Below are 12,825 nucleotides of genomic sequence, written 5' to 3' on the forward strand. Positions count from 1 at the left end.
GACCATGACACCGACGATCGGCCCACAGCTGCCCCGGGCCCACTGGCGCACCAGCAGCCACAGCGGAGACGAGGGGGCGTGCGTCGAGATCGCGACGCTGCCACAGGCGGTGGGCGTGCGCGACTCGAAGGACCGAAGCGGCCCGACGCTGCTCTTCACCCCCGCGGCCTGGACGACCTTCACCGCCGCGCCACCACGCCGCTGACCGGTCGGGCGGCGGTACCGGTCCCACCGTCGCCCGACCACCACCGGAAGCCAGCTCCGGCCACCCCTCATCGCCCCGGTGGCGACGACACCCGCAGCGCCGCGAGGGCCACCCCGCGCGCCCCGGCCATGTCCCGCTCCGGCACCAGCGCAAACGTCGCCACCGCCGCCTGTTCCTTCCGCAGCACCGTGTGCTCGCGGACGGTGTCCAGGAACCAGTCGCGGAACTCCGGAGCAGCCTCCACCACGCCCCCACCGACGAAGTAGGCATGCGGATCAGCGAGATTCGCCACGAGGGTGAACAGCCGGCCGATCGCCTTCGCCTGCTGGGTGAAGATCTCCCGGGCCAGCGGGTCACCTCGCTCGCCAAGCCCACGGACCAGCCTCGCCGCCCGCACCAACGGCTCAGCGGCCAGCGGATGCCCGGGAAACCGGGTCAGCCAGTACGGCAGCAGGTTGCGGGCGATCCCGGTCAGCGACGCGACGCTCTCCGCGTCCCCGACGAAGCCACAGCCACAGACCGGCTCCGGCTGGCCGGGGCCAAGCAGGCCGGTCAGCGGAAGCTGCACGTGCCCCAACTCCCCCGCCATGCCGGCCGCACCGGCGATCACCCGTCCGCCTTCGACCAGACCGCCACCGAGACCCGTACCCACCACCACGGAGACCGACGAGCGACGCGCCGCATCCACGCCAAAGTGCGACTGGTGCGCGTACAGAGCGGCGGCGTTGCCATCGTTGAGATACACCACCGGCAGGTCGAGCCGCCGCGCAAGCGCACCCCGCACGTCGTAACCCCGCCACTGCGGCTGGGAGAAGTTGGTCGAACCACGCGCGGAGATCACCCCGGCGGCGCTGGCCGGACCGGGGGTGTCCAGCCCCACCGCCCGGACCAGATCCCGAGTTACACCGACCGACGCCAATGCCCCGGTAAAGGCACCCGCGAGGGCCTCAATCGCTGCCTGCGGACCGGCCTGGACCTCGCTCGGGCTCTCGAGCAACCCGTCCACGAGGAAGCGCCCATCCACCGTCAGAACAGTGGCGTTGTTGCTGGTGCCGCCGTTGTCCAGACCAACGACCACGGGCGTTGCCGCGCTGCCCACGTTCGGCCCTCCCACTCCGGAGACGATGACGTGAGGCTAGTTCCCGCGCCGATGACCCGCCATCGGCAAACCGTCAGCAGTCAGCAGTCAGCAGTCAGCAGTCAGCAGTCAGCAGTCAGCCGGCAACGACCCGCAGCGCGGCAGCCACGTCGGCGACCAGGTCGGCGGTGTCCTCGACCCCGCAGGAGAGCCGGACAAAGCCGGGCGGCGTGTCGTCACCCCACTGCGCCCGCCGGTCGGCCGTGGTGTGCAGCCCACCGAACGAGGTGGCCGCCGACACCAGCCGGGAGGCGGCGACGAAGCGGGCGACACGGTCGGCGTCGCCGAGATCAAACGAGAGCACCCCCGGCATCCGGCGCAGCTGCGCCACGGCCACCGGGTAGGCCGGATCCTCCGGCCGGCCCGGCCAGCGCAGCCCGGTCACTGCCGGTTGCTCCGCCAGCAACCCGGCGAGGGCCGCGGCGTTCGCGGTCTGCCGGGCCAGCCGCAGGTCGAGAGTGGCCAGGGATCGGTGCGCCAGCCAGGCGTCGAAGGCGCCCGGGACCGCCCCGGTGTGGTCCCGCCACCGGGTCACCGCCGCGAGCAACTCGGCCGACCGGGTGCCGACATAGCCGAGCAGCAGGTCCGAGTGGCCGGTGAGCGCCTTGGTGCCGGAGGCCACCACCAGGTCGGCGCCGAGTTCCAACGGACGCTGCCCGAGCGGGGTCGCGGTGGTGTTGTCCACCGCCAGCAAGGCCCCCGCCGCTCGCGCCCGCGCCGCCAACGCGGGCAGGTCAACGACGTCGAGGCCCGGGTTCGCCGGGGTCTCCACCAACACCAGACGTACGCCGGCGAGATCCGGATAGGGACCGGCGGTCGGTGCGAGGAGCACCCGTACCCCGATCCCGGCCAGGGTCTCGGTGGCGAACGCCCGCACCGGAAAGTAGCCGTCGGCGGGGAGCAGCACCGTGTCGCCGGAGCGCAGCACACTCAACAGCAGCCCGGTGATCGCCGCCTGACCACTGGCAAAGACTCGACAGTCGCCCCCCTCCAGCTCGCCGATCGCCGCCTCCAACCGCCGCCGGGTCGGGTTGTCCGGCCGACCGTAGCCGTTTGGCGTGCCCGCCGGCCCGGCCCACGGATCGAGGTGGTATGGCGCGGCGAAGACCGGACCGGGTAGGAAGGGTTCCCCGGGTACGGGCTCCGGCAGCCCGGCGCGGACACAGCGGGTTCCGTCGCGGTCGGCTAGCACCGCCTCACTCCGGCTTCGTCGTACGGCTCATCAGCGCCGCGACCGCACGCCGCGGGTCCCCGCCCTCGTGGCAGACCAGCTCGACCTGCTCGGTGATCGGCATCTCGATCTCGTGTGCCCGGGCCAGATCCCGGACGGCCAGCGCGCTCTTGACCCCCTCGGCGGTCTGCCGGGTGGCGATCCGGGCCTCCTCCAGGGTCGCCCCCCGGCCGAGGTGCTCGCCGAAGGTACGGTTGCGGGCCGACGGGGAGGAGCAGGACGCCACCAGATCCCCCATGCCGGCGAGGCCGGCGAAGGTGAGCGGGTCGGCGCCGAGCGCCACCCCGAGCCGGGCGGTCTCGGCCAGCCCGCGGGTGACCAGCATCGCCCGGGTGTTGTGGCCGAAGCCCATCGCGGTGGCGATGCCGTACGCCAGGGCGATGACGTTCTTGACCGCGCCCCCCAGTTCACAGCCGATCACGTCGTCGTTGGTGTATGGGCGGAAGTACGGGGTGGTGATCGACCGCTGCACGAGGGTGGCCCGGTCAACGTCGGGGCAGGCGACCACGGTGGCGGCGGGCTGCTCGGCGACGATCTCGGGGGCCAGGTTCGGCCCGGAGACCACGACCACCCGGTCGGCGGGGACGCGGGCGGTCTCCATGACCACCTCGCTCATCCGCTTGGTGGTGCCGAGTTCGATCCCCTTCATCAGGGAGACCAGCGTGGCGTCGCGATGCAGGTACGGGAGCCACTCGGCGAGATTGCCCCGCAGGGTCTGCGACGGGACCGCCAGCACCACCAGCTCGGCACCCGTGATCGCCTCCCCGGCGTCAGCGGTGGCCGTCACCCGCTCCGGCAGGACCAGGCCCGGCAGGTACTCCGGATTGCTCCGCTCGGCCTGCAGGGCCGCCACGACCGACTGTCGCCGGGCCCAGAGCCGGACCTCCCGGCCCGCGTCCCCGAGGATCTTGGCGAAGGCCGTCCCCCAGGACCCGGCCCCCAACACGGCCACGTGCCCGCTCACGCCGCCGCTCCCGGGCGTTCGGTGCGGCGGGGGCGTTCCCAGAGCGCCGGCGGCTCGGCCTGCCGGATCTCGGCCAGCAGATCGCGCAGACGCAGCATGATGACCTCGGTCATCTCCTCAAGCACCGCCTTCGTCGGAGGGACGCCGGCCCACCGGTCCAGGTCGACCGGGGGCCCGGCGACGACGGTCACCGGAATTCGGGGACGCGGGTTCAGCCGGGAGGTCCGGGGATCGAACATCCGCTCGGGCCCCCACATCGCCACCGGAATTACCGGGGCGCCAGTGGCCAGGGCGAGCCGCGCGGCACCGGTCTTGGCCTTCATCGGCCACAGCTCGGGTTCCCGGGTCGTGGTCCCCTCCGGGTAGATCACCACCGCACCGCCGCTGTTCACCACCTCGACCAGGCGGTCCAACGACTGGACCGCGGCCGCGGTGCCGCGCTCGACCGGGATCTGCCAGCAGCGGCGCAGGATCAGGCCGACCAGCGGAATGCGGAACAAGCTGGCCTTGCCGAGAAACCGCGGCCAACGCCCGGAATCGTAAACGAAGTGCGCGGCGACCAGCGGATCGGCGTGCGAGATGTGGTTCGGCACGATGATCACCCCGCCGGAACGACGGAGGTGTTCCATGCCCCGCCAACTCCGCCGTGTCCAGATCGTCATCACGGACTTGACCAGCACCACGGCGAACCGTGGCCAGAACCCGATCCTGCGCCGCGCCACCCGCGCCTCCTTCTACCGCCACCGACCGGCCCGCCGGTACGCCCCACCCGGTTCAACGCCCGCGAGGTGAAATCATGCCTGCTCCCCCCGGGTCCGGCCAGTGAGGGTACCGGCACCGGGCTGGCAGGATGGCGGGGTGACCCAGGTGTGGACCGTAGTGGTGCCGGTGAAGCGGCTGGACGCGGCGAAGAGCCGGCTCCGCGGCGCGCTGCCCGGCCAGCCCCACGCGGCGTTGGCGCTGGCGTTGGCGGTCGACACGGTCGAGGCGGTGCGGGCCTGTCCGGTGGTTGCCGAGGTGCTGGTGGTAACGGACGACCCGGCCGTGACGGCGGCGATCGGTGCGCGGGTGGTGCCGGACCGCCCCGCCGCGGGACTCAACCCCGCCTTCCGGTACGGCGCGTCCGTCGCCGGGGCCGGCTGGGTGGCGGGCCTCACCGCGGACCTGCCCGCGCTACGCCCGGTCGAGCTGGCGGCCGCCCTGTCGGCGGCGCGGTCCGGTCCCTCGACCCGCCGGTTTGTCCCCGATGCCCCCGGCACCGGCACCGTGCTGCTGGCCGCGCCGCCCGGCGTGCCCCTGGATCCCCGCTTCGGTGGCAGCTCCGCGGCCGCCCACGCGGCCAGTGGTGCGCTCCCCCTGCTCGGTGACTGGCCGAGCCTGCGTCGGGATGTCGACACCGCCGCCGATCTGGCCGCGGCCACCCAACTCGGGCTGGGGACGCGCACCGCATCGCTGTGTGGCGCGGCGGCCACCCCCACCGGCAGCCGGTCGGTGTAGCGTGCCGGTCATGCAGGGCACGGTGGCCACCTATGACGCGACGACCCGCAGCGGCGTGCTCCTCCTCGACGACGGCACCGAACTGGCGTTTCCGGCTCCGGCCTTCGACGCCTCCGGCCTACGGCTGCTCCGCCTCGGCCAACGGCTGCGGGTGGAGACCGACGGGGCGGGAACGGTGATTCGCGTGACGTTGCCGACGATGAGCTGAGCAACCCGGCCAAGTTCATCTGGCGTTAACCGGGCTCCGGTCAAGATGGGCGGGTGAGCACCCCTGGCGAGCACCCCGCTGACTCCGTCGCCGGACGACCGGCGGTTCCACCCCACAACGGCTCCCGCCCCCGCGGGGCCAACGGTCGCTTCCTGTCCGCCCGGGGCACCGACACCGCCGACTCCCCGGCCGACCCGACCAGCGTCGACCCGACCGACCCGACCAGCGTTAACCCAGCCGACGACGCGGCTGGCTTGGCGGAGGTGCTCGACCCGGTGCCGGACCAGCCGGCGCCGCCCGACGAACCGCCCGCCACGCAACCGCTGCCGGACGACCGGTTCCTCAACCGGGAGCTCTCCTGGCTGGACTTCAACGCCCGCGTCCTCGCACTCGCCGAGGACCCCCGCACCCCGCTGCTGGAACGGGCGAAGTTTCTCGCCATCTTCGCCAGCAACCTCGACGAGTTCTACATGGTGCGGGTCGCCGGGCTGAAGCGACGGCTCTCCGCCGGGCTGCCGGTCCGCGGTGGCGACCGGATGCCGCTGCGCACCCAGCTGGAGCTGATCGCGGAGAAGACCGCCACCCTGGTTTCCCGGCAGGCCGCCTGCTTCGTCGACGACCTCCTGCCGAAGCTGGCCGCCGCGGGTCTGCGCATCCTCCGCTGGGGTGACCTGACCGACGCCGAGCACACCCGGTTGCGCACCTACTTCGGTGAGCACATCTTCCCCGTGCTCACCCCCCTCGCGGTCGACCCGGCGCACCCGTTCCCGTACATCTCCGGGCGCTCCCTCAACCTGGCGGTCTCCGTCTGCGCCCCGGACAGCGGATCGGAGCTGTTCGCCCGGGTCAAGGTGCCCAACAACGTGCCCCGGTTCGTCCGCGTCCACCGTGACCAGCCCGGCGTTCAGGTACTGCCGGTGGAGGATCTGATCTCGGTGCACCTGGGTCAGCTCTTCTCCGGGATGCGGGTGGTGGAGTGCCACCTCTTCCGGGTGACCCGCAACGCCGAGGTGGAGGTCGACGAGGACCGGGACGAGGACCTGCTGCAGGCCCTCGAACGGGAACTCGCCCGCCGTCGATTCGGCCCGTCGGTTCGGCTGGAGGTGGCCGCCTCAATCTCCGAACACATGCTGGAGCTCCTCGTCCGCGAACTGGACATGGACCCCCAGGACGTCCAGCGGGTCAATGGCCTACTCGACCTGTCGGCACTCTGGCAGCTCTACGGCGAGGCGGATCGGCCGGACCTGAAGGATCCGCCGTTCGTGCCGGCCACCCACCCGCGGCTCGCCGAGGGCGAGGTGCCGCGCAGCGTCTTCGCCACCCTGCGCGACGGTGACGTGCTGGTGCACCACCCGTACCGCTCCTTCGCCACCAGCGTGCAGCGCTTCATCGAGCAGGCCGCCGCGGACCCGAACGTGCTGGCCATCAAGCAGACCCTCTACCGCACCAGCGGCGACTCCCCCATCGTGGACGCCCTGGTAGACGCGGCGGAGGCTGGCAAGCAGGTGGTGGTGCTGGTCGAGTTGAAGGCCCGGTTCGACGAGATCGCCAACATCGGCTGGGCGCGGACGCTCGAACGCGCCGGGTGCCACGTCGTCTACGGCCTGGTGGGGCTCAAGACGCACTGCAAGACGGCGTTGGTGGTCCGGCAGGAAGGCAGTCAGATCCGCCGCTACTGCCATATCGGCACCGGCAACTACCACCCCAAGACCGCCCGGCTCTACGAGGACTTCGGCCTCCTCACCGCCGATCCGGAGATCGGTGCCGACCTGACCGACCTGTTCAACGTGCTGACCGGCTACAGCCGGCAGACGGCGTACCGGCAACTACTCGTGGCGCCGCAGGGAATCCGCAGCGGCCTGATCGAGCGGATCGAGCGGGAGATCTCGAATGTCCGGCTCGGCCGGTCGGGGCTGGTCCAGTTCAAGGTGAACTCGCTGGTTGACGAGGAGATCACCGATGCGCTCTACCGGGCCTCCCGGGCCGGCGTCCACGTGGACCTGCTGATTCGGGGGATGTGCACGCTCCGTCCCGGGGTCGCGGGCCTGTCGGAGAACATCCGGGTCCGCTCGGTCCTCGGCCGGTTCCTGGAGCATTCGCGGATCTTCCGGTTCGGCAACGACGGTGACGCCGAGTTCTGGATGGGCTCGGCCGACCTGATGCACCGCAACCTGGACCGGCGGGTCGAAGCGCTGGTACGGGTCACCGACCCGGTAGCCCGAGCGGAGCTGGATCACGTGCTGATCGCCGCGTTCAGCGCCGACGTGGAGGCGTTCGAGCTGGACGCGGAGGGCAGCTGGCACCGGCGCTCCGGCACCGGGGACGACCCTCGGGCGCACCTGCAGGAGTTGCTGCTACGCCGAGTTGGCGGCACAGCCGTACGCTGACCAGATGGCGAGCGGGATCCGGTCAGCCGGCGGTGTCCTCTGGCGGCCCGGCAAGGGCGGTGTCGAGGTCTGCCTGGTGCACCGCCCCCGCTACGGCGACTGGTCGCTGCCGAAGGGAAAGCTCGAGCCGGGCGAGCACCCGCTCCGCGCCGCCCTCCGGGAGGTCGCCGAGGAGACCGGCGTGCGGGCGGTGCCGCAGGCCCGGCTGCCGAGCGTGCGCTACCGCAGTCAGAACCGGCCGAAGGTGGTCGACTACTGGTCGATGCGGGCGGTCGCGACCAATGGATTTCCGCCCGACACCGAGGTTGACGAGGTGCGCTGGCTCGCGGTGGACAGGGCGGTGCGGTTGGTCAGTCACCCGCACGACGCGGCGGTGGTCCGCGCGTTCGCGGCCCTGCCACCGGTGACCGCGACGGTCATGCTGGTGCGGCACGCGGACGCGGGTGGGTGGAGCAGTTGGGCCGGGTCCCGGAGCGGCCGACCGCTCTCTGTCGCCGGCTGGGCCCAGGCACGACGGCTGGTGCCGCTGGTGGCCGTGGTTGCGCCGGTACACCTGCTCGCCGCGTCGGCCCGGCGCTGCGTCCAGACCCTCAGCCCGGTGGCGGATTTCTTGGACCTGCCCATTGCGGTCACCAGAGATCTGGACGCGCCGCGGGCGGGCCAGCGCCAGGACGAGTGCGCGTTGGCCGCTGCCGCCTGCCTGGCCGCCTTCGGCACGGCCGGTACGCCGGCCGTGGTGTGTTGCCAGGGCTCGATGGTTTCGGGGGCGCTGGAGCGCCTCTCCGGCCGCCGTGCGGACTTCACCACCCAGCCCGGGGGCGGCTGGCTGCTCGCCTTCTCCGGCGCGACTCTCCTCGCCCCCGACCCCCTGTAGCGCGTCGGGGGCGCCCACCGTGCTGGTGGCCGCCCCCGACGGTGCCGGATCAGCGCGTGGTCGCCCGCTTCGCCGGTGCCTTCCGCGCGGTGGCCTTCGTGGCCGCCGCACTCTTCCGGGCCGCCGTGGCCTTCGTGGCCGGCACCGCCTTCTTCGTCGCGGACTTCCGCGCCGTGGTGGCCTTCGTCGCGGTGGTGCGCTTCGCCGGAGCGGCCTTGGCCGCGGTGGTCTTCTTCGCCGCGGTCTTCTTCGCCCCGGTGGCCTTGGCCGCGGTCGTCTTCTTCGCCGCGGTGGTCTTCTTGGCCACGGTGGCCTTCGCGGCGGTCGTCTTCTTGGCGGCGGTGGCCTTCGCCGCGGTGGTCTTCTTGGCCGCGGCACCAGTGGTCCTGGCCCCGGCCGCCTTGGCGGCGGTGCTCTTCTTCGCCGCTGTGGCCTTCGGCACCTTGCCGCTGGCCACCATCTCCTTGAACCCGGTACCCGGGCGGAACGTCGGGACGGAGGTCTTCTTGACCTTCACCGCCTCGCCGGTCCGTGGATTGCGCGCTGTTCGGGCTCCCCGGACACGCTTCTCGAACGCTCCGAAGCCGGTGATCGATACCTTCTCACCCTTGGTAACCGCCGCCTGGACCTCAGTGAGGACCGCGTCGAGCGCGGCCGTCGCCGTCTTCCGGTCCCCCAGGCGAACGGCGAGCGTCTCGATAAGCTCGGCCTTGTTCACGACTTCCTCCCGATTGTGCAACTGACTCGACGCGAGCCATTCTGCGCGCACGTTATGCCCTGCGCTGGCGCTACACAAACATTCGACAGAAAAAGGCCCTTGTGTCGCAACAGATTCGCCCCCACCAGCGACGCCGGTGGGGGCGACTTTTCCCTCGCGGGGCGGGACGGGCAGCTATGTGATGGTCGGTAGGAACGGCCGCCGCGCTGCCTCGAAGGCACCGATCAGGGGTTCGTGCCGAAGCGTGAGTCCAATGTCGTCCAAGCCCTCCATCAGCCGCCAGCGGCTGAACTCGTCCAGCGGGAACGCCCAGGTCGCATCCGCGACCTGGACCTGGCGGGCAGCGAGGTCGACGGTGATCGGCGTGCTGGGATCAGCCTCGACGCGACCCCAGATCTCTTCGACCACGTCCAATTCCAACTCAACCGGCAGCAGCCCTCCCTTGAGCGCGTTACCCCGGAAGATGTCCCCGAAGCGCGGGGACAGCACGGCCCGGAACCCCCAGTCCCGCAAGGCCCAGACGGCATGTTCGCGGGAAGAGCCGGTGCCGAACTCGGGGCCAGCAACGAGAATCGAGGCACCAGAATATGATTCATTGTTGAGGACGAACGCCTGATCCTCCCGCCAGGCACTGAACAACGCATCCGCGAAACCCGTTCGCGTTACCCGCTTCAGGTGCACGGCGGGGATAATCTGATCGGTATCCACATTAGAGAAACGCAGTGGCACGGCAGTGCCGGTGTGGATGGTGAACTTCTCCATCAGCGGTATCCCTTGCTACAGATCGGCGGGAGCCGCCAGCCGGCCCGCCACCGCGGTGGCGGCGGCGACCGGCGGGGAGACCAGGTGGGTACGTCCACCCCGGCCCTGGCGGCCCTCGAAGTTACGGTTCGAGGTGGAGGCGGCGCGCTGGCCCGGGCGGAGCGTGTCCGGGTTCATCCCCAGACACATCGAGCAGCCCGCGAAGCGCCACTCAGCACCTGCCTCGGTGAAGACCTTGTCCAGCCCTTCCGCCTCGGCACCCGCCCGTACCGCGGCGGAGCCCGGTACGACGAGCATCCGCACACCCGGGGCCACCCGGCGCCCGCGCAGCACGTCGGCAGCCACCCGCAGGTCCTCAATCCGGCCGTTGGTGCAGGAGCCGACGAAGACCACGTCAACGGTGAGGTCCCGCAGCGGAGTGCCCACAGCGAGGTCCATGTACTCCAGGGCTCGACGAGCGGCGGCCCGCTCCGGCTCGGTGGCGAACTCCTCCGGATTCGGCACCCGCGCGTCCAGCGACGCGCCCTGTCCCGGGTTGGTGCCCCAGGTCACGAACGGCGTGACTCGGCTCGCATCCAGGGTTACCTCGGAGTCAAACGTCGCGCCCGCGTCGGTGGGTAGCGTCCGCCAGTACGCGACCGCCGCCTCCCAGTCAGCGCCGGAGGGGGCGTTCGGCCGCCCCCTGAGGTAGTCGAACGTCGTCTCGTCCGGGGCGATCAACCCGGCCTTGGCACCCCACTCGATCGACATGTTGGCGACGGTCATCCGCCCCTCCATGGACAGCTTCCGGATCGCCTCGCCCCGGTACTCCACGACATGCCCGCGGCCACCGCCCGTACCGACCTGGGCGATCAGTGCGAGCACCAGGTCCTTCGCGGTAACACCCGGCCCGAGTTCACCGACGACGTTCACCGCCATCGTCTTCGGTCGGGCCTGCGGCAGCGTCTGGGTGGCGAGCACGTGCTCGACCTCGCTGGTGCCGATACCGAAGGCCAACGCGCCGAAGGCGCCGTGGGTGGCGGTGTGCGAGTCACCGCAGACGATCGTCATCCCGGGTTGGGTCAGGCCCAGCTGCGGGCCGATGACGTGGACGATCCCCTGATTCTGATCACCCAACGGATGCAGCCGCACACCGAACTCGGCACAGTTGCGGCGCAGCGTCTCGATCTGCGTCCGAGAGGTGGCGTCGGCGATCGTCAACAGGTCACCGCGCCGGAACCGGTACGACGGGTCGGCGTACCCGGTGGGGGTGTTGTGATCCTCGGTCGCGATCGTCAGGTCAGTGCGCCGGACTTGGCGGCCGGCGAGGCGCAGCCCGTCGAAGGCTTGCGGGCTGGTCACCTCGTGGAGCAGGTGCAGGTCGATGAAGAGCAGGTCGGGCTCGCCCTCGGCGGATCGGACGACGTGCGAGGCCCAGACCTTCTCGGCCAGGGTCCTCGGCTCAGGAGTGACTCCCACCATCTGGACATCCTAAATTCTGGGAGGTAGGTTTCGGTTTGTGGGACACAGTATGAGCGGTGTCGGCGTTCTCGACAAGGCGGTGGTCATCCTGGCCGCCTGCGTGGACGGCGCCAGCCTGGCCGAACTCGTTGAACGCACGAAGCTGCCCCGGGCAACAGCACACCGGTTGGCCCAGGCATTGGAGATCCACCGAATGCTGGTACGCGACACACAGGGACGGTGGCGCCCCGGTCCTCGCCTGGGGGAGCTGGCCAACGCCGCGCCCGACGTGCTGCTGACCGCGGCCGAGCCCCTGCTCTGCGCGCTCCGGGACGCCACCGGGGAGAGCGCGCAGCTCTACCTGCGCCGGGCCGACGAGCGGGTCTGCGTAGCCGCCGCCGAGCGGGCCAGCGGCCTACGGGACACCGTGCCGGTCGGCTCGGTGCTACCCATGATCGCCGGCTCCGCGGCGCAGATCCTGCTGGCCTGGGAGCCACCGGAGGCGGTCATGCCGCTCCTGCCGCGCTCGAAGTTCACCGGCCGAGCGCTCGCCGAGGTCCGGCGCCGCGGCTGGGCGCAGAGCGTGGCGGAACGGGAAGCGGGGGTGGCGAGCGTCTCCGCTCCGATCCGGGATCGCACCGGACGGGTCATCGCCGCCGTCAGCGTCAGCGGTCCCATCGAACGGCTCGGCCGCCGTCCCGGCGAACGTCATGCGATGGCGGTCGTCCGAGCCGGCCAGCGGCTCTCCGGCCTGTAGCCCACCGCCCTGGTGACCGAACCCAACAGGCCCGTCTCGCCAGGGCGAGACGGGCCTGTTGGAGATGAGTAGCCCCGACCGGATTCGAACCGGCGCTACCGCCTTGAGAGGGCGGCGTCCTGGGCCGCTAGACGACGGGGCCAGGAAATTTCCCCAACGACCACTCAGCTGAGCGGTACGAAGATAGTCTACCGGCACCGGCCGAACCACTCTCGCCGGGGGCAGTCACCTCGGGCGGGCAGCCCACCGACGGCGGTCACCACCCCGATGCGGGGCTGACCCGGTCTGGGGGCACACCCCGTCCGGGAGTGAACGGGGGACCCGGTCCGGAGAACGGAAAAGCCCGCCCCGACAACGGGACGGGCTCACACCGCTTCTGTAGCCCCGACCGGATTCGAACCGGCGCTACCGCCTTGAGAGGGCGGCGTCCTGGGCCGCTAGACGACGGGGCCAGAACCTCATGCTTCCCACCCAACGGGTGGGAAGCATTCCACCGGAGGCGGAACCTCCGCTGGAATCCAGCGGTCACGACTCAACCGAGCCGAGACAGCGCTGGGGTACCAGGACTCGAACCTAGACTAACTGAACCAGAATCAGTCGGGCTGCCAATTACCCCATACCCCATCGGCGCCTCGCAGCGCCGG

The 12,825-nt window shown here is 71.3% G+C and carries 13 protein-coding genes and 3 tRNA genes; 6 read left to right on the plus strand and 10 right to left on the minus strand.

All coding sequences use genetic code 11. The features are described from left to right. Positions 1-4: 4 nt before the first annotated feature. The gene (locus AC1UKG_RS11505) at positions 5-205 is read left to right on the plus strand and encodes a DUF397 domain-containing protein (protein WP_018743072.1); all 201 of its coding nucleotides are present in this window, start codon (positions 5-7) and stop codon (positions 203-205) included. Between the two features lie 67 nt (positions 206-272). Here AC1UKG_RS11505 and AC1UKG_RS11510 read toward each other — a convergent pair whose 3' ends face one another. The 4 genes from AC1UKG_RS11510 to AC1UKG_RS11525 all read right to left on the minus strand — a co-directional run bounded on the left by AC1UKG_RS11510 (position 273) and on the right by AC1UKG_RS11525 (position 4,260). Then, positions 273-1,304, minus strand: coding sequence for an ROK family protein (locus AC1UKG_RS11510; RefSeq protein ID WP_482641914.1), 1,032 nt, complete (start codon positions 1,302-1,304; stop codon positions 273-275). 115 nt (positions 1,305-1,419) lie between these two features. Beyond that, positions 1,420-2,535 carry a cystathionine gamma-lyase gene (locus AC1UKG_RS11515; protein ID WP_018743070.1) on the minus strand — a complete coding sequence of 372 codons (1,116 nt, stop codon included), beginning with the start codon at positions 2,533-2,535 and terminating at the stop codon, positions 1,420-1,422. Positions 2,536-2,539: 4 nt separating this feature from the next. Then, positions 2,540-3,538, minus strand: a complete 999-nt coding sequence (locus AC1UKG_RS11520; protein ID WP_018743069.1) for an NAD(P)H-dependent glycerol-3-phosphate dehydrogenase — start codon at positions 3,536-3,538, stop codon at positions 2,540-2,542. Beyond that, positions 3,535-4,260 (minus strand): lysophospholipid acyltransferase family protein, encoded by a 726-nt coding sequence (locus AC1UKG_RS11525; RefSeq protein ID WP_018743068.1) that lies wholly within the window; start codon positions 4,258-4,260, stop codon positions 3,535-3,537. Before AC1UKG_RS11525 ends, AC1UKG_RS11520 begins: the two co-directional genes overlap by 4 nt. Positions 4,261-4,396: 136 nt before the next feature. Between AC1UKG_RS11525 and cofC the strand changes: the two genes are divergently transcribed. Genes cofC through AC1UKG_RS11545 form a run of 4 tightly spaced genes read left to right on the plus strand, consistent with a single transcriptional unit; the run spans position 4,397 to position 8,504 of the window. After that, the gene (gene cofC, locus AC1UKG_RS11530; protein ID WP_018743067.1) at positions 4,397-5,035 is read left to right on the plus strand and encodes a 2-phospho-L-lactate guanylyltransferase; all 639 of its coding nucleotides are present in this window, start codon (positions 4,397-4,399) and stop codon (positions 5,033-5,035) included. Between the two features lie 10 nt (positions 5,036-5,045). Then, complete coding sequence (locus AC1UKG_RS11535) at positions 5,046-5,243, plus strand: hypothetical protein (RefSeq protein ID WP_018740399.1); 198 nt, start codon at positions 5,046-5,048, stop codon at positions 5,241-5,243. 53 nt (positions 5,244-5,296) lie between these two features. Next, positions 5,297-7,630, plus strand: a complete 2,334-nt coding sequence (locus AC1UKG_RS11540) for an RNA degradosome polyphosphate kinase (protein WP_475889247.1) — start codon at positions 5,297-5,299, stop codon at positions 7,628-7,630. A 4-nt stretch (positions 7,631-7,634) separates the two neighbouring features. Beyond that, entirely contained in the window at positions 7,635-8,504 is an 870-nt protein-coding gene (locus AC1UKG_RS11545) for an NUDIX hydrolase (RefSeq protein WP_018743065.1), read from the plus strand. Between the two features lie 49 nt (positions 8,505-8,553). Here the strand turns inward: AC1UKG_RS11545 and AC1UKG_RS11550 are convergent, their stop codons facing one another. From AC1UKG_RS11550 to leuC, 3 genes are all read right to left on the minus strand, one after another. After that, complete coding sequence (locus tag AC1UKG_RS11550; protein ID WP_482641747.1) at positions 8,554-9,222, minus strand: HU family DNA-binding protein; 669 nt, start codon at positions 9,220-9,222, stop codon at positions 8,554-8,556. 174 nt (positions 9,223-9,396) lie between these two features. After that, on the minus strand, positions 9,397-9,984 hold the full coding sequence (gene leuD / locus AC1UKG_RS11555) for a 3-isopropylmalate dehydratase small subunit (protein WP_018743063.1): 588 nt from the start codon (positions 9,982-9,984) through the stop codon (positions 9,397-9,399). Between the two features lie 15 nt (positions 9,985-9,999). Next, positions 10,000-11,445 (minus strand): 3-isopropylmalate dehydratase large subunit, encoded by a 1,446-nt coding sequence (leuC, locus tag AC1UKG_RS11560; RefSeq protein ID WP_018743062.1) that lies wholly within the window; start codon positions 11,443-11,445, stop codon positions 10,000-10,002. A gap of 49 nt (positions 11,446-11,494) precedes the next feature. Between leuC and AC1UKG_RS11565 the strand changes: the two genes are divergently transcribed. After that, complete coding sequence (locus AC1UKG_RS11565) at positions 11,495-12,181, plus strand: IclR family transcriptional regulator (protein ID WP_018729874.1); 687 nt, start codon at positions 11,495-11,497, stop codon at positions 12,179-12,181. 69 nt (positions 12,182-12,250) lie between these two features. Here AC1UKG_RS11565 and AC1UKG_RS11570 read toward each other — a convergent pair. The 3 genes from AC1UKG_RS11570 to AC1UKG_RS11580 form a co-directional block, all read right to left on the minus strand. Further along, positions 12,251-12,323 (minus strand) — tRNA-Glu (locus AC1UKG_RS11570). 237 nt (positions 12,324-12,560) lie between these two features. Then, positions 12,561-12,633, minus strand: a tRNA-Glu gene (locus AC1UKG_RS11575). 100 nt (positions 12,634-12,733) lie between these two features. After that, positions 12,734-12,805, minus strand: a tRNA-Gln gene (locus AC1UKG_RS11580). Between the last annotated feature and the right edge of the window lie 20 nt (positions 12,806-12,825).

The organism is Salinispora sp. CH2A1_6 (assembly GCF_056820975.1).